At 60.1% G+C, this 17,706-nt stretch carries 16 protein-coding genes and 1 pseudogene; 15 read left to right on the top strand and 2 right to left on the bottom strand.

What is annotated here, in order from left to right:
• The first annotated feature begins 82 nt into the window (after window positions 1–82).
• From HBN63_RS12125 to HBN63_RS12115, 3 genes are all read left to right on the top strand, one after another.
• Window positions 83–1,465 (top strand): phosphate ABC transporter substrate-binding/OmpA family protein, encoded by a 1,383-nt coding sequence (locus HBN63_RS12125; RefSeq protein ID WP_170049581.1) that lies wholly within the window; start codon window positions 83–85, stop codon window positions 1,463–1,465.
• Window positions 1,466–1,575: 110 nt separating this feature from the next.
• A complete protein-coding gene (locus HBN63_RS12120) occupies window positions 1,576–2,325 on the top strand; it encodes a transporter substrate-binding domain-containing protein (protein WP_167144583.1) in 750 nt (249 codons plus the stop codon).
• A 107-nt stretch (window positions 2,326–2,432) separates the two neighbouring features.
• Window positions 2,433–2,639 carry a hypothetical protein gene (locus tag HBN63_RS12115; RefSeq protein ID WP_170049580.1) on the top strand — a complete coding sequence of 69 codons (207 nt, stop codon included), beginning with the start codon at window positions 2,433–2,435 and terminating at the stop codon, window positions 2,637–2,639.
• Between the two features lie 176 nt (window positions 2,640–2,815).
• Here the strand turns inward: HBN63_RS12115 and HBN63_RS12110 are convergent, their stop codons facing one another.
• Window positions 2,816–4,045, bottom strand: coding sequence for an acyl-CoA dehydrogenase (locus HBN63_RS12110; protein ID WP_170049579.1), 1,230 nt, complete (start codon window positions 4,043–4,045; stop codon window positions 2,816–2,818).
• A gap of 158 nt (window positions 4,046–4,203) precedes the next feature.
• Between HBN63_RS12110 and HBN63_RS12105 the strand changes: the two genes are divergently transcribed.
• The 10 genes from HBN63_RS12105 to HBN63_RS12060 all read left to right on the top strand — a co-directional run bounded on the left by HBN63_RS12105 (window position 4,204) and on the right by HBN63_RS12060 (window position 15,617).
• A complete protein-coding gene (locus tag HBN63_RS12105) occupies window positions 4,204–5,136 on the top strand; it encodes a LysR family transcriptional regulator (RefSeq protein WP_170049578.1) in 933 nt (310 codons plus the stop codon).
• On the top strand, window positions 5,136–5,486 hold the full coding sequence (locus HBN63_RS12100) for a phosphotyrosine protein phosphatase (protein ID WP_170049577.1): 351 nt from the start codon (window positions 5,136–5,138) through the stop codon (window positions 5,484–5,486). Before HBN63_RS12105 ends, HBN63_RS12100 begins: the two co-directional genes overlap by 1 nt.
• Window positions 5,487–5,631: 145 nt before the next feature.
• A complete protein-coding gene (locus tag HBN63_RS12095) occupies window positions 5,632–6,033 on the top strand; it encodes a MerR family DNA-binding transcriptional regulator (RefSeq protein WP_090253868.1) in 402 nt (133 codons plus the stop codon).
• A 29-nt stretch (window positions 6,034–6,062) separates the two neighbouring features.
• Window positions 6,063–7,226: an isovaleryl-CoA dehydrogenase gene (locus HBN63_RS12090; protein ID WP_170049576.1), complete on the top strand. Its 1,164-nt coding sequence runs from the start codon at window positions 6,063–6,065 to the stop codon at window positions 7,224–7,226.
• 18 nt (window positions 7,227–7,244) lie between these two features.
• On the top strand, window positions 7,245–8,852 hold the full coding sequence (locus HBN63_RS12085) for a carboxyl transferase domain-containing protein (RefSeq protein WP_170049575.1): 1,608 nt from the start codon (window positions 7,245–7,247) through the stop codon (window positions 8,850–8,852).
• A gap of 36 nt (window positions 8,853–8,888) precedes the next feature.
• Window positions 8,889–9,689, top strand: a complete 801-nt coding sequence (locus HBN63_RS12080; protein WP_170049574.1) for a gamma-carboxygeranoyl-CoA hydratase — start codon at window positions 8,889–8,891, stop codon at window positions 9,687–9,689.
• Entirely contained in the window at window positions 9,686–11,647 is a 1,962-nt protein-coding gene (locus HBN63_RS12075; protein ID WP_170049573.1) for an acetyl/propionyl/methylcrotonyl-CoA carboxylase subunit alpha, read from the top strand. Before HBN63_RS12080 ends, HBN63_RS12075 begins: the two co-directional genes overlap by 4 nt.
• Window positions 11,648–11,740: 93 nt before the next feature.
• A complete protein-coding gene (locus HBN63_RS12070) occupies window positions 11,741–12,643 on the top strand; it encodes a hydroxymethylglutaryl-CoA lyase (protein WP_170049572.1) in 903 nt (300 codons plus the stop codon).
• 217 nt (window positions 12,644–12,860) lie between these two features.
• Window positions 12,861–14,816 carry an acetoacetate--CoA ligase gene (locus HBN63_RS12065; RefSeq protein ID WP_170049571.1) on the top strand — a complete coding sequence of 652 codons (1,956 nt, stop codon included), beginning with the start codon at window positions 12,861–12,863 and terminating at the stop codon, window positions 14,814–14,816.
• Window positions 14,817–14,972: 156 nt separating this feature from the next.
• Window positions 14,973–15,617 (top strand): transporter substrate-binding domain-containing protein, encoded by a 645-nt coding sequence (locus HBN63_RS12060; protein WP_170049570.1) that lies wholly within the window; start codon window positions 14,973–14,975, stop codon window positions 15,615–15,617.
• Window positions 15,618–15,645: 28 nt separating this feature from the next.
• Here the strand turns inward: HBN63_RS12060 and HBN63_RS12055 are convergent, their stop codons facing one another.
• A complete protein-coding gene (locus HBN63_RS12055; RefSeq protein WP_170049569.1) occupies window positions 15,646–16,875 on the bottom strand; it encodes a PilT/PilU family type 4a pilus ATPase in 1,230 nt (409 codons plus the stop codon).
• 143 nt (window positions 16,876–17,018) lie between these two features.
• Between HBN63_RS12055 and HBN63_RS12050 the strand changes: the two genes are divergently transcribed.
• Entirely contained in the window at window positions 17,019–17,297 is a 279-nt protein-coding gene (locus HBN63_RS12050; protein ID WP_090253882.1) for a peptidylprolyl isomerase, read from the top strand.
• 6 nt (window positions 17,298–17,303) lie between these two features.
• A pseudogene (locus HBN63_RS12045) lies at window positions 17,304–17,653 on the top strand (MmcQ/YjbR family DNA-binding protein).
• Window positions 17,654–17,706 lie beyond the last annotated feature (53 nt).

The following is a 17,706-nucleotide window of genomic DNA, read 5'->3' as shown; positions in this document are numbered from 1 at the left end:
AGGTAAGTGACTGTCATATTGCAGTCACTTTTTTGTCTTATCGTCGCGGCACTTTCACTCACCCATATAAGGTGTTTGCCGCATGCTGCGCGCCTCCTCTGCCTTCGAACGTGACACCTGGATTCGCACCGTCAGCTTTTTGCTGCTCGGCTCCATCTGCTACGCCCTGCCCTGGTCAGTATTTGCCGCCCTGCCAGTCCCAAGCGACAACAGCAGCGTATTGCGCATACAGGGCTCAAACACCATTGGTGCACGGTTGGGCCCGGCATTGGTCAAAGGCCTGCTCGAGGAACAAGGCCTGAGCGCAATCCGCATCGAAGCAGGCAATGCAGAAAACGAGCAGACAATCATCGGCAAAACCACCGATGGCCGCAGTGTGAGCATCGAGGTAGCGGCCCATGGTTCGGGCACTGGGTTTACCTCACTGGCCGACGGCAGTGCTGAACTGGCGGCCTCGTCCCGACCGATCAAGGACAGCGAAGCCACTAGCCTGCTGAACTTGGGAGACCTGAAAAGCGCCAGCGCCGAGCAGATCATCGCCCTCGATGGCCTGGCTATTATCCTGCACCCGAATAACCCGCTGGGCGCGCTGAACACGGCACAACTGGCACAGATATTCGCTGGCGAGATCAGCAACTGGTCGCAACTCGGCGCTCCGGCTGGCGCCATCACCCTGTACGCCCGGGATGACAAGTCCGGCACCTTCGACACGTTCAAGGAGCTGGTGCTGAGCGCCAACGGCAAAGCCTTGGCGGCCAGCGCCAAACGCTTTGAGTCGAGTGAAAAACTCTCCGATGCGGTCAGTCAGGACCCTAATGGCATCGGCTTTATTGGTCTGCCGTATATCCGCCAGGCCAAAGCGCTGGCGATTGCCGCGGGTGATTCGCAACCCATGCTGCCAAGCCTGACCCTGATCGCTACCGAGGATTACCCGCTGTCGCGACGCTTGTTCTTCTATAACCAGCCAGAGTTGAGCAACCCTTGGGGACGCGCTCTGGTGCAGTTTGCTCATAGTCCGCGCGGCCAGGCGATCGTTGAACAGAGCGGATTTATTGCGCAGACCGTTCAAGCGGTAAAAATCCCCGTAAACCCGCAGATGCCGGCGAATTACCAAGAGCTGGCCGAGCATGCGCAACGTCTGTCGGTAAACTTCCGTTTTCAGGAAGGCAGCGCCACTCTCGACAATAAAGCCCTGCGTGATCTCAACCGGCTGATGACCTACCTAAACGAGCAGAACAAGCTGCGCGATAAAGTGGTGCTGGTTGGGTTTGGCGATACCAAGGCTGACACTGCCCGCGCTGAACTGTTGTCGAAGCTGCGCGCCATGGCAGTGCGCCGTGAACTGAACAAAGGTGGCGTGATCTTCCGCGATATCATCGGCCTGGGTGATGAGCTGCCAGTGGCCGCCAACAGCGGCGATGACGGGCGGATCAAGAACCGCCGAGTTGAAGTCTGGGTTTATTAAGCCTGGCTCAGCCCCGGCGTTGTTTGCAGGTATTGCTGCATTAGGCAGTGATTAACAACGCCGAGTGGCTAAGCTGAACAAACTTTCTCGCCTCTACTTGAGGTTCTGCCATGCTCGCTACACCTCTGCGGTTGATCCTGCTACTGGCACTGCTGGTCGTACAAACCGTCCAGGCCGAGGTGTTCCGCGTGTTTGGCGCACACGATGGCTTCCCCAAATACTTTGAGGAGGATGGTGAGGCCAAGGGCATTGTCGTGGACATAAGTAAACACTGCCTGAACCAGATGCAGGTGCCCTACCAGATCCAGCTGCTGCCATGGAAACGCGCCTATACCATGGCTGAACGCAGCGAAGGCGGCGTAATTGGTTTGTCGATCAGTGATGAGCGGCTGGCCCTGTTCGACTTTTCCGAAGCAATTTTCACCGAACATATCGTGCTGGTGGTGCAGAAAGGCCGCGAGTTTGCCTACCAGAACATCACTGACCTGAAAGACAAGCTGATCGGCGCCACTATCGGCACCAGCTATGGCACTGCCTATGACGAAGCCGTGGCTAACGGCACCCTGACCATCGTCGGCTTCAATGACACTCGCAGCGGTCTGGGCATGCTGCAGCGCGGGCGCATTGATGCGATCCTGGTCGGCTCCAGCGTTGATATCAGCCGGCTCGCCCAGAGCTGGCCTGGCTTGCAGGCCGATGCCTTCACAACGTTGCCGGTGCCGTTCAAGAGTGACAGCAAGCACATGGGCATCGCCAAAACACTGAAGATGGGCTGGTTCCTGGAGCAGTTCAATCAGTGCCTGAAGAATGGCCACGACACGGGCATTTTTGCCCCAATCATCTACCAATACAGCAACTAAATCGCCCGCTCTGGTGCTTGCCAAGTTTGCTGCGAGAGCCTAATGCTTAGGCCATGTCTGTGTTGGTGATTGCCGACATACACAGCCCTTTCAGGAGCATTGATCGTTTGAGCTCACCGAGCATCGTTATCGAGCCGCTGGCGCAGCGCGGCAAGCTGCGTTGGCAAGTGCGCATGGGGCGACGCAGCTTGATCTTCCATCAGGAGCAGGCCGCTCGTGCCTTCGCTGCGCAACTGCATATGCGTTTACTATGGCTGCAAGAGCATGCCAACCCAGATGATGAGTTTGCCCCGCCGGGCAAATCATACGAATAGCCTGTGCTTTCTTTGCTAAGGGCTTTAGCCGCGACACGTTCACGATCAATCGCGACTAAAGACCTCCCCACATAGACTGGCAAACAACGACAGCGCGTGCCTAAAACAGCACTGCCCACAACGCACAAGGCCCGCAATTGCGGGCCTTGTGCGTTTTCAGTGACGTGCCCGGCGCCTTAGCGGCTGGCTTTCATCACATCCTTGGACACGTACTTGCCGATCTCGAACTTGCCGATCGCCGCGCGATGCACTTCGTCCGGGCCGTCAGCCAGACGCAGGGTGCGCTGCATGGCGTACCAGTAGGCCAGCGGGAAGTCGTTGCTAACCCCTGCGCCGCCGTGAATCTGGATGGCGCGGTCAATCACTTTCAGCGCCACGTTCGGTGCGACCACCTTGATCTGGGCGATCTCACTGGCGGCAATCTTGTTACCAACGGTGTCCATCATGTACGCCGCGTTCAGCGTCAGCAGACGTGCCATGTTGATTTCCATGCGCGAGTCGGCGATGTGATCAATGTTGCCGCCCAGACGCGCCAGCGGTTTGCCGAAGGCGGTGCGGCTGATGGAGCGCTCGCACATCAACTTCAGTGCGCGCTCGGCCATGCCGATGGAGCGCATGCAGTGGTGAATACGGCCTGGGCCAAGGCGACCCTGGGCAATTTCAAAGCCACGGCCCTCACCCAACAGCACGTTTTCGTAAGGTACACGGACGTTTTCGAACAGTACTTCGGCATGGCCGTGTGGCGCATCGTCGTAACCGAACACCGGCAGCGGACGCAGCACTTTCACGCCGGGGGCGTCCATCGGCACCAGAATCATCGAGTGCTGTGCATGGCGCGGGCCATCCGGATTGGTCAGGCCCATGAAGATCATGATTTTGCAGCGCGGGTCGCAAGCGCCCGATGTCCACCATTTGCGGCCGTTGATCACCCACTCATCACCCTGGCGCACAGCGCTGGCCTGCATATTGGTGGCATCGGAGGACGCTACACCGGGCTCGGTCATGGCGAAGGCGGAACGGATGGTGCCGTCCAGCAGCGGCTTGAGCCACTGCTCTTTCTGCGCTTCATTGGCATAGCGCACCAACACTTCCATGTTGCCGGTATCCGGCGCGGCGCAGTTGAACGGCTCGGCGCCGATCAACGAGCTGCCCATGATTTCCGCCAGCGGCGCGTATTCGGTGTTGGTCAGCCCGGCGCCCAGCTCGGACTCCGGCAGAAACAGGTTCCACAGGCCTTCGGCTTTAGCCTTGGCTTTCAACTCTTCCATGATCACAGTGGGCTGCCAGCGATCGCCTTCATTGACCTGCTGCTCGAACACGGCTTCGGCTGGATAGACATGGGTCTCCATAAACGCGGTGACGCGCTCACGCAGCTGCTGAACCTTGGGGGAGTAGGCGAAATCCATGATGGCTACCTTCTGACGCTGATTTTTGGGGAATTCGGTGAAGTGGAAATGATGCTAGAACAGGGCTTAGGATTTATCTAATCTATTCTCACCGTGTATAAACATTCATCACCGATATATGATCCACTGATACCGACAACCTGCGGAGCGAGCGTGTAATGAATCTGAACAAGGTCGACCTCAACCTCTTTGTCGTCTTCGATGCCATCTACACCGAGGCCAATCTAACCCGCGCCGGACAGATCGTCGGTATTACCCAACCCGCCGTTTCCAACGCCCTGGCACGCCTGCGGGAAACCTTCAATGACCCGCTGTTTGTACGCACCGCCCAGGGTATGGTGCCCACGCCAATGGCTCAAAACATCATCGGCCCAGTGCGCAACGCGCTGCAGCAGTTGCGTATCTCCGTGCAGGAAAGCCGCATTTTCAACCCAGCGCAGGCCAATAAAACCTTCCGCATCAGCATGACTGACCTCACCGAGGCCATCATTCTGCCGCCGCTGTTCCAGCGCCTGCGCCGCATGGCACCTAACGTAAACATTGAAAGCATGCTCGCGCGGCGCCGCGAAACCACCAAGGAGCTGGCTGCTGGCCGCCTGGATTTTGCGGTGGACGCACCGCTTAATACGGACCCGCAGGTGCGCCACGTCAAGCTGATGGAAGACCGTTACGTCTGCGCCCTGCGCCGTAGCCATCCGCTGGCCAAAGACAAGATCAGCCTCGACGAATACATGGGCCTGACCCATATCCATATTTCCAGCCGGCGCAGCGGTTTGGGCCACGTTGACCTGGCTCTGGGCCGCATGGGCATCCAGCGCAAGATTGCCCTGCGCTCGCAGCATTATCTGATGGCCACCACTGTGCTGCAGAGCACAGACATGGCCATGACCGTGCCGGAGCGCTTTGCCCGTCGCAATGACCTGCATTTTGTCGAGTTGCCGATCAAGGACATGACGCCCCTGGAAACCCACCTGTACTGGCACGAAAGCACCGACCAGGACCCAGCCAATCGCTGGATGCGCGAACAGATCATCGAAATTGCCCAGCAGGCCATCGCCTTGGAGAAAAAAGCCGAGAAGGCTCAGGCCTGATGCCATTGGCCAGCACGCGTAAGCCACTACGGGTGCTGTTTATCTGCGCCAAGAACCGCCTGCTCAGCCCCACCGCTGAACAGGTTTTCGCCAATTGGCCTGGGGTAGAAACCGCCTCGGCTGGGGTTAACCGCGATGCTGACAACCCCGTCAGCCGCGAACTGCTCGAGTGGGCCGAGTTGATCCTGGTGATGGAAAGTCGCCATCGGCGCAAACTGGCGGAAAAGTTTCGCCGCCAGCTTGGTAAAAAGCCCATCTACAACCTGAATACCCCCGACCATTACGCGTATATGGAGCCCGCGCTGGTGCATGTGCTGCAACAGCGCGTACCGCCCTACCTTTCTAGATAAGCGCCGTAAGCCTTTATCAGATAACACTTTTCAGCTCATAAATCCGCATCAGGTTTGATCAACCTGATCGCGCAGCATGCGCTCTGATTGACTACAGGCGTCGGCAAGCTTACGTTAACGTAAAGGTAAACAAGAGCGCTGCCGTATGTCCGCCACCACCTACTCCATTTCCGAACTGGCCCGCGAGTTGGATATCACCACCCGCGCCATTCGTTTCTATGAAGAACAGCAGATGCTCAGTCCCGAGCGTCGCGGTCAGGAGCGCATCTACACCGCCAAGGACAAAGTGACTCTCAAGCTGATCCTGCGCGGCAAACGCATCGGCTTTTCGCTGGCCGAGTGCAAGGAACTGATCGAGCTATACGACCCGGTGCACGGCAATCACAAGCAGCTGCACACCTTTATGGCCAAGATCGCCGAGCGCCGCGCCCAGCTGCAGCAGCAACTGCTGGACATCGAACAGATGCAGCTTGAGCTGGATACCGCCGAAGAACGCTGCCTGGCGGCTTTAGCTGAAACTGATAAAAAACAAACCGTTATCTCCTGAACTTAATTCGAACAATTACAGGTGGAACCATGAGCTACCCATCCCTCAACTTCGGTCTCGGCGAGACCATCGATATGCTGCGCGACTCGGTGTATCAGTTCTCACAAGCCGAACTGGCCCCGCGTGCCGCACAGATCGACCGCGACAACGAGTTCCCCATGGACATGTGGCGCAAGTTCGGCGACATGGGCCTGCTCGGCATGACCGTGGAAGAGGAATACGGCGGCACCAACATGGGTTACCTGGCGCATGTGGTGGCGATGGAAGAGATCAGCCGCGCGTCGGCCTCGGTCGGTCTGTCCTACGGCGCGCACTCCAACCTGTGCCTCAATCAGATCCGCAAAAACGGCACCCACGAGCAAAAGGCCAAGTACCTGCCCAAGCTGTGCTCCGGCGAACACGTCGGCGCCCTGGCCATGAGCGAGCCGAATGCCGGCTCCGACGTGGTGTCGATGAAGCTGCGCGCGGAAAAGCGTGGCGACTGCTACGTGCTCAACGGCAACAAGATGTGGATCACCAACGGCCCCGATGCCCACACCTACGTGATCTACGCCAAGACCGACATCAATGCCGGCTCGCGCGGCATGACCGCGTTTATCGTCGAGCGCGACTACAAGGGCTTCTCCCGCCACCAAAAGCTGGACAAGCTGGGCATGCGCGGCTCGAACACCTGCGAGCTGGTGTTCGAGGATTGCGAAGTACCGGAAGAGAACATCCTCGGTGCCGAAGGCGGCGGCGTACGCGTGCTGATGAGCGGCCTAGACTACGAGCGCACCGTGCTCTCGGGCGGGCCGACCGGGATCATGACCGCCTGCATGGATGTGGTACTGCCCTACGTGCACGAACGCCAGCAGTTCAAGCAATCGATCGGCGAGTTCCAGCTGGTGCAGGGCAAGCTGGCCGACATGTACGCCGGCATGAACGCCTCCAAGTCCTACCTCTACAACGTCGCTAAGGCCTGCGACCGCGGCGAGGAATCGCGCAAGGACGCCGCCGCCGTGATCCTCTACACCGCCGAAATGGCCACCAAGATGGCGCTGGACACCATCCAGCTGCTCGGTGGTAACGGCTACACCAACGAATACCCGGCCGGCCGTTTGCTGCGCGACGCCAAACTCTACGAGATCGGCGCCGGCACCAGCGAAATCCGCCGCATGCTGATCGGCCGCGAACTATTCAACGAAACCAAATAGCCTGACGGAGCGCGCCAGATGGCCATTCTGCACACCCAGATCAACACCCGTTCGCCGGAGTTCGCCGCCAATAGCGCGGCGATGCTCACCCAGGTCAACGACCTGCGCGCCCTGCTCGCCCGCATCCATGAAGGCGGCGGTGCCAAGGCTCAGGAGCGTCACACCTCGCGCGGCAAGTTGCTGCCACGTGAACGAATCAACCGCCTGCTGGATATCGGCTCTCCCTTCCTCGAAATCGGTCAACTGGCCGCCCATGAGGTGTACGGCGAAGAAGTGCCGGCGGCTGGGGTGGTGGCCGGTATCGGCCGGGTCGAGGGTGTCGAATGCATGATCGTGGCCAACGACGCCACGGTAAAAGGCGGCAGCTACTATCCACTGACGGTGAAAAAGCACCTGCGCGCGCAGACCATCGCCCAGCAGAATCGCCTGCCGTGCATCTATCTGGTGGATTCCGGCGGCGCCAACCTGCCGCGCCAGGATGAGGTATTCCCGGATCGCGAGCACTTCGGGCGGATCTTCTTCAACCAGGCCAATATGTCGGCCATGGGTATACCGCAGATCGCCGTAGTCATGGGTTCCTGCACCGCTGGCGGGGCCTATGTGCCGGCCATGGCCGATGAAGCGATCATGGTGCGCAACCAGGCGACCATCTTCCTCGCCGGCCCGCCGCTGGTAAAAGCCGCCACCGGTGAAGTGGTCAGCGCAGAAGACCTTGGCGGTGCCGATGTGCACTGCAAAACCAGCGGCGTGGCCGACCATTACGCCGACAACGACGAACACGCCCTGGCCCTGGCGCGGCGCAGCATCAGCAATTTGAACTGGCGCAAACTCGGCGTGCTGAATAACCGTGCACCGATCAACCCGCTGTACAACGGCGAAGAGCTGTACGGGGTGATTCCGGCGGACGCCAAGCAGCCGTTCGATGTGCGTGAAGTGATCGCCCGCACCGTCGATGGCAGTGTATTTGATGAATTCAAGGCGTTGTTTGGCGCAACCTTGGTTTGCGGTTTTGCGCATATCCACGGCTATCCGGTGGCGATCCTCGCCAATAACGGCATCCTGTTCGCCGAATCCGCACAAAAAGGCGCGCACTTTATCGAGCTGGCCTGCCAGCGCGGCATTCCCCTGCTGTTCCTGCAGAACATCACCGGCTTTATGGTCGGGCAGAAGTACGAGGCCGGCGGCATCGCCAAACACGGCGCCAAGCTGGTAAACGCGGTGGCCTGCGCCAAGGTGCCAAAATTCACCGTGATCATCGGCGGCAGCTTCGGCGCGGGTAACTACGGCATGTGCGGCCGCGCCTACGATCCACGCTTTTTGTGGATGTGGCCGAATGCGCGCATCGGCGTAATGGGCGCCGAACAGGCCGCTGGCGTACTGGTGCAGGTCAAACACGAACAGGCCGCCCGCGCCGGGCAGCGCTTCTCCGCCGAGGATGAAGCCAAGCTCAAGCAGCCGATCCTCGAACAGTATGAGCGCCAGGGCCACCCTTACTACTCCAGCGCCCGCCTGTGGGATGACGGGGTTATCGACCCGGCGCAAACCCGCGACATCTTGGGCTTGGCGCTGTCCGCCAGCCTTAACGCGCCAATCGAGCCGACCACCTTTGGCGTGTTCCGCATGTAAGGCAGCGCCCTGCCCCGGATTCTAGAGCGACAGACCATGACCGACTTCAACACCATCGAACTGCAAACAGACCCACGCGGCTTTGCCACCCTCTGGCTGAACCGTGCGGACAAGAACAACGCCTTTAACGCCGAAATGATCCGCGAGCTGATTCTCGCCCTCGATACGGTGATGGCCGACAAAAGCCTGCGCTTCCTGCTGCTGCGCGGCCGCGGCAAGCACTTTTCCGCCGGCGCGGACCTGGCCTGGATGCAGCACGCCGCGACCCTGGACTACAACGCCAACCTGGCTGATTCGCGTGAGCTGGCCGAGCTGATGCACAACCTTTATCAGCTGAAGATCCCCACCCTGGCCGTGGTACAAGGCGCGGCCTTTGGCGGCGCGCTGGGTTTGATCAGCTGCTGCGACATGGCCATCGGCACCGTTGATGCCCAGCTGTGCCTGTCCGAAGTGCGCATTGGCCTGGCGCCGGCGGTGATCAGCCCGTTTGTTGTCCAAGCCATCGGCGAACGCGCTGCGCGCCGTTATGCCCTGACGGCTGAGCGCTTTAGTGGTCAGCGCGCCCAGGAGCTGGGGCTGTTTGCCGAATCCTATGCCGCCGATGCCCTGGAGCCGGCCGTGGCCGAGTGGGTCGACACGCTGCTGCTCAATAGCCCGCAAGCGATGCTCGCCAGCAAGGATTTGCTGCGCGAAGTCGGCAGCGGCGTGCTGACCCCTGCGCTGCGCCGCTATACCGAGAACGCGATTGCCCGTATCCGCGTTAGCCCCGAAGGTCAGGAAGGCCTACGGGCATTCCTGGATAAGCGCAAACCCGCCTGGCAGGAGCCACAAGCATGAGTCTCAAGCCTATCGATACCCTGCTGGTGGCCAACCGTGGCGAAATCGCTTGCCGGGTGATGCGCACGGCCAAAGTCATGGGTATCCAGACCGTGGCGGTACACAGCGCCATCGACGCCAACGCCCGCCATGTGCGCGAAGCCGATCTGGCGGTGAATCTTGGCGGTGCCAAGCCGGCGGAAAGCTACCTGCGGATCGACGCGCTGATCGCTGCGGCCAAAGCCAGCGGTGCCCAGGCGATTCACCCCGGTTATGGCTTTCTTTCGGAAAACGCCGGCTTTGCCCGCGCCATCGAAGCCGCTGGACTGGTCTTTCTCGGCCCGCCCGCCAGCGCCATCGACGCCATGGGCAGCAAATCCGCCGCCAAGGCACTGATGGAAGCCGCCGGCGTGCCGCTGGTGCCCGGTTATCACGGCGAAGCACAGGATGTGGAAACCTTCCGCGTAGCATCGAACGCAATCGGCTACCCGGTGCTGCTCAAGGCGGCGGCCGGTGGCGGTGGCAAGGGCATGAAGGTGGTCGAGCGCGAAAGCGAACTAGCCGAGGCCCTGGCCAGCGCCCAGCGCGAAGCGCAGTCCTCGTTCGGCGACTCGCGCATGCTGGTGGAAAAATACGTATTCAAGCCGCGCCATGTGGAAATTCAGGTCTTTGCCGACCAGCACGGCAACTGCTTGTACCTGAATGAGCGCGATTGCTCGATCCAGCGCCGTCACCAGAAGGTCGTCGAAGAAGCGCCGGCTCCGGGTCTGTCAGCCGAACTTCGTCGCGCCATGGGCGAGGCTGCGGTCAAAGCCGCGCAAGCCATCGGTTATGTCGGTGCCGGCACCGTGGAATTTCTGCTGGATGAGCGCGGCGACTTCTTCTTTATGGAGATGAACACCCGCCTGCAGGTCGAGCACCCAGTCACCGAGCTGATTACCGGTCTGGATCTAGTGGCCTGGCAGATTCGCGTCGCCCGTGGCGAAGCGCTGCCGATCACCCAGGAGCAAGTGCCGCTGATTGGTCACGCCATTGAAGTGCGCCTGTATGCGGAAGATCCGGACAACGACTTTCTGCCGGCCACCGGCACCCTGGCGCTGTACCGCGAAGCCAATGCCGGCCCAGGTCGCCGGGTAGACAGCGGCGTCAGCGAAGGCGATGAAGTCTCGCCCTTCTATGACCCGATGCTCGGCAAACTGATCGCCTGGGGCGAAAACCGCGAGGAGGCGCGCCTGCGCCTGCTGGCCATGCTTAAAGAAACCTGCGTCGGCGGAGTCAGAACCAATCTAGCCTTTCTCACCCGCGTGCTAGCCCAACCGGCCTTTGCCAATGCGGAGCTGGATACCGGTTTTATTCCGCGTCACGAAGCGCAGCTTCTGCCTCCAGTAACTGAATTGCCGGCCGAGTTCTGGCAACTGGCCGCCGAAGCCTTTGTGCAAAGTGAAGCGCCGCTGCAGCGCCACGACGACTATTACTCGCCCTGGGCCTGCAATAACGGCCTGCGCCTGGGCCTGCCAGCGGAAACCGATCTACATCTGAACTGCCAGAGCGAACGCCAGGTAATTCGCCTGCGCCATGCGACGGCTTCTACCGTAGAACTGCAGGGGGAAAGCCTGTCGGTTGAACGCGATGGTCTGCGTCAGCAACATCTGGCAATTCGCCGCGGCGACAGCCTCTATCTGCACTATGCCGGCGAGCTGCGCAGCATTCAACGCGTCGACCCGATTGCTGAAGTTGAAGCCGGCCATCAGCATCACGGCGGCCTGACGGCCCCCATGAACGGCAGTATCGTGCGCGTGCTGGTCGAAGCCGGCCAGCAAGTCGAAGCCGACACTGCGCTGGTGGTGCTGGAAGCGATGAAGATGGAACACAGCATCCGCGCGCCGCATACCGGAACCGTCAAGGCGCTGTATTGCAGCGAGGGCGAGATGGTCAGCGAAGGTGCAGTGCTGGTGGAGCTGGAAGAAATCAGCGCATAACCTTTTGTAGGAGTGCGTTTAGCCAAGCTCGCCGCTAAAGCGCCTCCTACGACGTTGAGCGTGATACCCATCGAGACGAACAACGAGGCAACGATGAACCTACCCAAACAAGTTCGCCTGGTCGAAGTCGGCCCCCGCGACGGTTTGCAGAATGAGAAACAACCGATCAGCGTGGCCGACAAGGTGCGCCTGGTCGATGACCTGTCGGCCGCTGGCCTCGGTTATATCGAGGTCGGTAGCTTTGTCTCGCCCAAGTGGGTGCCGCAGATGACAGGCAGCGCCGAGGTGTTTGCGCAAATTCAGCAACTGCCAGGCATCGTCTACGCGGCCCTGGCCCCCAATCTGAAAGGTTTTGAAGGCGCGCTGGAAGCGGACGTCAAGGAAATTGCGGTATTTGCCGCGGCTTCAGAAGCCTTCTCACAGAAGAATATCAACTGCTCGATCAGCGAGAGCCTGGAACGTTTTGTACCGGTGATGGACGCCGCCAAGCAGCATGGCATCCGCGTGCGCGGATATGTTTCCTGCGTACTGGGCTGCCCGTATGACGGTTCTGTGCCGCCTGAGCAAGTCGCCAGCGTGGCCCGTGAGCTATATGCCATGGGCTGCTATGAGGTGTCGTTGGGCGACACCATCGGTGCCGGCACAGCTGGGGCAACCCGCCACCTGTTCAACGTGGTTGGCCGCGAGGTGCCACGCAACCTGCTGGCCGGACACTTCCACGACACCTACGGCCAGGCGTTGGCGAATATTTATGCCAGCCTGCTGGAAGGCATCAGCGTGTTCGACAGCTCGGTCGCAGGACTGGGCGGCTGCCCGTATGCCAAGGGCGCGACTGGCAACGTCGCCACCGAGGATGTGCTGTATTTGCTCAATGGCCTAGGCATCGAAACGGGTATCGATATGGACAGGTTAATCGCAGCCGGCCAGCGTATTTGCGCGGTGCTGGACAAGCCAAACGGTTCTCGGGTGGCGCGGGCCAAACTGGCCAGCGCTTAGTTGCAGGCAGTGCGTAAGGTTTTGTTTACGCACTGTAAAGCACAACCCTCAGACTCACTGCCCGTTGCCTGACGGCGGTGCAAAGCGACTACAGCTACTGCTGAAACCGAACAAAACCGGCCCCCAACAGTTCGACGCAAGCCCGCCGCCAGTCAGTAGGCTTGCCGCACCAAGCCGGCTAACAGTGTCGGCATAACAAGAATGATGAGGAAGCACGATGCAACAGCCACTGTGGACGCCTTCTGCCGAACGTATCGCCTCGACGCGAATGGACAGCTTCCGCCGCTTCGTCAATCAGCGCCACAGCATGCAACTGGCCGACTATCCGGCCCTGCACACCTGGAGCGTGGCGCAGCGTGAAGCCTTCTGGCAGGCGGTAGTGGACTTCTTCGACATCCGCTTTAGCGCGCAGCCCGAAGCCGTGTTGCAAGAAGGCAGCGCCATGCCCAGCGCCCATTGGTTTCCCGGCGCGACGCTGAACTTTGCCGAACACCTGCTGCGCCGCCGTGATAATCACCCTGCTCTTATCGCCATTGGCGAGGACGGCTCGCGCGAACAACTGAGCTACGCAGAACTGGCCGCTCATGTCGCCGGGCTGCAGAAAAGCCTGCGCGATGCCGGCGTTAGCATCGGCGACCGGGTTGCGGCCTTTATGCCTAATACTTGGCAAACCCTGGTCGGCATGCTGGCCGCCAGCAGCCTGGGCGCCACCTGGTCGAGCTGCTCGCCGGATTTTGGCACCCAGGGCGTAATCGATCGCTTCGGCCAGATCGAACCCAAGGTGCTGATCGCCGCCGCCGGCTACCGCTACGCAGGTAAGACTCTCGACCTGAGCGCCAAGCTCAATGAAATCCTCGAACGTCTGCCCTCGCTTGAACAGCTGATTGTGGTGCCCTACTCCAATCCCCAGGCCAAAGCCGCCGACTTCCACACTGCGGCCAAAGTTGCGTTGTGGCAGGACTTCTACCAGGCCGGCGGCGAACCCGAATTCACCCCAGTACCGTTCGATCATCCTCTGTATATCCTCTATTCCAGCGGCACCACCGGCGTGCCCAAGTGCATCGTGCATGGCACTGGCGGCACCTTGCTGCAACACGCCAAAGAACTCGGCCTGCATACCGATCTGCATGCCGACGACACGCTGTTCTACTACAGCACCTGCGGCTGGATGATGTGGAACTGGTTGGTCTCTGGCCTGGCCTTGGGCGCAACCCTGGTGCTGTTTGACGGCTCGCCTTTCCACCCGGGAGCCGAGCGCCTGATCGACCTGATTGATGCGGAGAACATTAGTATCTTCGGCACCAGTGCGAAGTTTCTCGCCGCGCTTGAAAAAGCCGGCGCCAAACCGGGCAGCACGCACAAGCTGCAGCGGCTCAAAGCGATTCTATCGACCGGCTCGCCGCTGTCCCATGAGAGCTTCGAGTACGTCTACCGCGAGATCAAAGCCGATATCTGCTTATCGTCGATCTCCGGCGGCACCGATATTGTCTCCTGCTTCGCCCTGGGCAACCCGGTGCTGCCGGTGTGGCGCGGCGAGCTGCAGTGCAAAGGCTTAGGCATGGACGTGCAGGTATGGAATGACGCCGGCCAACCGGTGACAGGCGAAAAAGGCGAGCTGGTCTGCGCCCAGCATTTCCCGTCAATGCCGATTGGCTTCTGGAAGGATGAAGATGGCAGTAAGTTCCAGGCGGCCTATTTCGATACCTTCGCCGGAGTCTGGGCCCACGGCGACTACGCTGAGATAACCGAGCACGGCGGTCTGGTGATACATGGCCGTTCGGATGCCGTACTCAACCCCGGCGGTGTACGCATCGGCACCGCCGAAATCTACCGCCAGGTGGAAAAGGTCGAAGAAGTGCTGGAGTCCATCGCTATAGGCCAGGAATGGGAAGATGACGTGCGCGTGGTGTTGTTTGTGCGCCTGCGCGAAGGCGTTGAGCTTGACGATGCGCTGCAAGCACAGATTCGCCAGATGATCCGCGCCAACACCACACAGCGCCATGTGCCAGCCAAGGTCATCGCCGTGGCGGATATTCCGCGCACCATCAGCGGCAAGATCGTCGAACTGGCGGTGCGCAACGTGGTACACGGCAAACCGGTGAAGAATACCGACGCCCTGGCCAACCCACAGGCGCTGGAGTTGTACCGCGATCTGGCAGAACTACGGGACTAAAGTACCAAAAACTCCAGCCGATCCAAGCGCACGGTGCTTATACTCCAAGTCAGTCGTTGCTGGAGTGCTGCCGTGGTTTTGCGCTGGATCTGTCTCGCTGTACTGCTAACCTCGCTGAGCCTAAGCGCAACAGCACAGGAACCGCTGGAGCTGCATATGCCGGACGCGCCACCGCTGACCTTTGTCAGCTTTCAGGGTGGTTACGGCATGGTGGGCGATGTGGCATTGGCCGCCATTGCCCGCGCGGGGTATCTCAGCCATATCCATGTAACCCCCTGGGCTCGGGCCCAGCAGCGGGTCAGCCGTGGCAACAACCTGCTGATTATCCCGCTCTCGCGCACGCCGGAACGGGAAGCGCTGTACACCTGGATCGCCCCGATCTCACCGCTTGAGCGCGCCTTCTTCAGCCTCGACACGCCAGTGGCCGACTTTGCCGAAGCGCGTCAGCGTTATAAGCGTATCGCCGTCGGTCTGGGCACCGCACAGATGGAAATACTCAAGCGCGAAGGGTTTACCGATAAGCAGATTGTCAGCCTCAAGCTTGGCGATAACCCCGCACGCATGCTCGAACTGGGCCGCGTCGATGCCTGGTTTACCTGGGTGCCGGAAGGGTTGTACCTGTGGCCGAAAAGCGACAATCGATTGCAGATGAGCCCCGTGATGGCCAGTACCGATCTGTACCTAGCCTGCTCCAAAGCGTGCGACGCAGACTTGCAGGAGAATCTACGCAAAGCGGTCGACGCGCTACGCGCCGAAGGCATGATCCAACGTATTCAGGACGCCTACCAACCCGCGCGCTAACAGCGGACATCCGTGTCGTCACCGGTGTTTAAATGCCTTTGCGCCCAGGGTCCTCAGGCAGCTGCTCCTCTTCGATATCCTCCAGTTTCAACTCCAGCCCCCATTCACCCGCCGACGCTGCGGGTGCCGCAGGCGCAGCAGGAGTCGGTGCGGCGGCCACTGGCGCGGGCGCAGCGGCAGGCGCTGAGGTACCTGGGTTGTCGCGGTAGAGCTTGAGCTTGAGGCGCACGTTGTTCGCCGAATCGGCGTTTTTCACCGCTTCTTCTTCATCAATCGAGCCATCGTTGACCAGGTCGATCAGCGCCTGATCGAAGGTTTGCATGCCGAGGTTTTTCGACTTTTCCATGATCTCCTTGATCTCGGAAAACTCGTTGCGCTTGATCAGGTCACGAATGGTCGGAGTGCCGAGCAGCACTTCCACCGCCGCCCGGCGCTTGCCGTCGATGGTTTTGACCAGACGCTGGGAAACGAACGCCTTGAGGTTGTTGCCCAGGTCGTTGAGTAGCTGCGGACGTCGGTCTTCCGGGAAAAAGTTGATGATACGGTCCAGCGCCTGGTTGGCGTTGTTCGCGTGCAGCGTGGAGATTGCCAGGTGGCCGGTGTCAGCAAAGGCCAGGGCATGCTCCATGGTTTCGCGGTCGCGGATCTCACCGATCAGTATTACGTCTGGCGCCTGGCGCAAGGTGTTCTTCAGCGCCGCGTGAAAGCTGCGCGTATCCACGCCGACTTCACGCTGGTTGATGATCGACTTCTTGTGCTTGTGCACGTACTCCACCGGGTCCTCGATGGTGATGATATGGCCGCCGCTGTTGCGGTTGCGGTAGTCGATCAGCGCCGCCAGCGAGGTCGACTTGCCCGAGCCCGTGCCACCGACGAACAGCACCAGCCCGCGTTTTTCCATCACCGTCTTGAGCAGCACCTCCGGCAGTTTGAGGTCTTCAAACTTGGGGATATCCATCTTGATATTGCGCGCCACGATCGACACTTCGTTGCGTTGTTTGAAAATATTGATGCGAAAGCGCCCAACACTGGCAATCGAGATCGCCAGGTTCATTTCCAGCTCACGCTCGAACTCCTCACGCTGCGCGCTATCCATCACCGAATCGGCAATCGCCGCCACCTCGCCAGCCTTTAGCGGTTCAGCACTGAGTGCCTTGAGCACGCCATTGAACTTGGCGCAGGGCGGCGCTCCGGTGGAAAGATAAAGGTCGGACCCGTCCTGGCTGGACAGGATTTTGAGCATGGCGTTGAGGTCCATAACGAGCTATCCCGTGAGTTGGATGTATTACGTTAGGCCAAGATTTCACATCGCTCCTGAGAAAATCGGAGCGTGCCTGGTTCAGGCGCTAAGCGGTTGAGAATACTGGCACAATAGGTTGATTGAATTCCGAGGAGCCTGTCATGGCTAAGGCAATGGCCCGCCACATTTTGGTGAAAACCGAAGCAGAAGCCGCTGCGCTGAAAAAACGCATCGCCGCTGGTGAAGCCTTCGATGTGCTGGCACGCAAGTACTCAACCTGCCCCTCCGGCAAGAAAGGCGGCGATCTGGGTGAAGTACGTCCCGGACAAATGGTGCGTGCTATTGATCAAGTCATTTTCAAAAAGCCGGTGCGTGAAGTGCACGGACCGGTGAAAAGCCAGTTTGGCTACCATCTGGTGCAGGTTTTCTACCGCGAGTGATCTGCCATGACGCCCGAACACGTTGCTGCTTTTTGCCTGAACCTGCCGGGTGTCCGTGAGGACATCAAATGGGGCGGCGTGCGGGTATTCTCAGTGGCTGAGAGCAAGATGTTCGCCTTGTTTCACTTGGGCAGCCATGACGGCCTGGCCTTTAAGGTGGATGATGACCTCTTCCTTGGCTATTGCGACCGCCCCGGCATCCGCCCGGCTCCTTATCTGGCCCGCGCCCGCTGGATAAGCTGAGCGATAGCGAACTGCAAGCCCTGCTAACGCGCTCCCATCAGTTGGTGGTCAGTAAACTACCCAAACGCTTAAAGCTAGCACTGCTGCTTGATCCGCCAACAGCGAACGGTTAACTGCCGCCGGCTCCACAGGCTCCGTGCGCAGCTCGGATGCCCGGCGCAGGGAC

The organism is Pseudomonas sp. WS 5011 (genome assembly GCF_012985775.1).
Taxonomy (GTDB): domain Bacteria; phylum Pseudomonadota; class Gammaproteobacteria; order Pseudomonadales; family Pseudomonadaceae; genus Aquipseudomonas; species Aquipseudomonas peli.
This window is presented reverse-complemented; position numbering and strand designations above follow the sequence as displayed.